The following is a 1,157-nucleotide window of genomic DNA, read 5'->3' as shown; positions in this document are numbered from 1 at the left end:
AGTGACCCCCAGCCGTCCGGCGAGCTGACCCCATGACGATCCTTCCCTATGGACGGGGAATCTCGACTTCGCTGTCCACGGAAGCGAGATCGTTCCAGTAGGCTTCGCCCAGCATGACCGGACAGTGCCTGTCGCCGGGTTCCACCGGTTCGTGCGGCCGGCCGCGACACCGCCTTCCAGCCGCTCCGGGTAAGGCGTCTGACCACGCTGACCGACCCGGCGACTTCGCCCACGACTCAGGAGCGCGTACACATGAGCGAACGGCTGGACGGCACCGTTGCCCTGGTGACCGGTGCGAGCAGCGGCATCGGTGAGGCGACCGCCCGCGAGCTGGCCCGGCACGGCGCCGCGATGGCGCTGGTCGCGCGGCGCGGCGACCGGCTCGAGCGCCTCGCCGCCGACATCACCGGCGCCGGCGGCACCGCCCTCCCCCTCCCGCTGGACATCACCGACCAGGCCCAGGCCGTCGACGCGGTGAAGCGCACCGTGGCGGAGCTCGGTCGGCTCGATACCGTCGTCAACAACGCTGGGATCATGCTGCCCGGGCCGATCCTCGACGCGCCGACCGAGGAGTGGGACCGGATGGTGGCCCTGAACCTGCAGGGCCTGCTGTACGTCACCCATGCAGCGCTGCCGCATCTGCTCACTGCCGCGGACGACGGCCCCCGCCAGGTCGCGGACCTGGTAAACATCAGCTCAGTGGCGGGGCGGCACGCCACCATGGGCGCCGGCATCTACAACCTCACCAAGTTCGGGGTGAACGCGTTCACCGAGTCGCTGCGCCAAGAGGTCACCGCCCGGCACGTGCGCGTCTCGGTGGTCGAACCGGGCTCCGTCGAGACCGAGCTGAGGTCCCACATCCGCGAGGAGATCCGGAACATCGTCATGCGCCGCATCGCCGACATCGAGCCGATGCAGTCCGAGGACATCGCGGACGCCGTCGCCTACATCGTCACCCGGCCGCGGCGGGTCGCGATCAACGAACTACTCATGCGGCCCACCGAGCAGGTCGGCTGACACCGTGTCGCGCGGGAACCCCCGGCGCCCACCGCCGGCGGCGGACCCCTCCTCCGGGAGGAAGGGCCGGGGTTCGGGAAGAGCCCCGCTGCTGGTAGCGGTGGCCCGTCTATCCACTCAGTCGTTGGGCGAGGTATGAG

The 1,157-nt window shown here is 70.4% G+C and carries 1 protein-coding gene; it reads left to right on the top strand.

Features of this window, described 5'->3' with window-relative positions; translation table 11 throughout:
* Positions 1 to 252 precede the first annotated feature (252 nt).
* Positions 253 to 1,017 (top strand): SDR family NAD(P)-dependent oxidoreductase, encoded by a 765-nt coding sequence (locus tag ACY45C_RS21095; RefSeq protein WP_462189294.1) that lies wholly within the window; start codon positions 253 to 255, stop codon positions 1,015 to 1,017.
* Positions 1,018 to 1,157 lie beyond the last annotated feature (140 nt).

This window comes from Frankia sp. CcWB2 (genome assembly GCF_977927585.1).
The sequence above is the reverse complement of the archived record's forward strand: the minus strand, read 5'-3'. Positions and strand labels throughout refer to the sequence as shown.

What these genes read in the sequence shown, in the direction of transcription:
- ACY45C_RS21095 (WP_462189294.1), top strand. Translation starts at nt 253, where the DNA reads ATGAGCGAACGGCTGGACGGCACCGTTGCCCTGGTGACCGGTGCGAGC.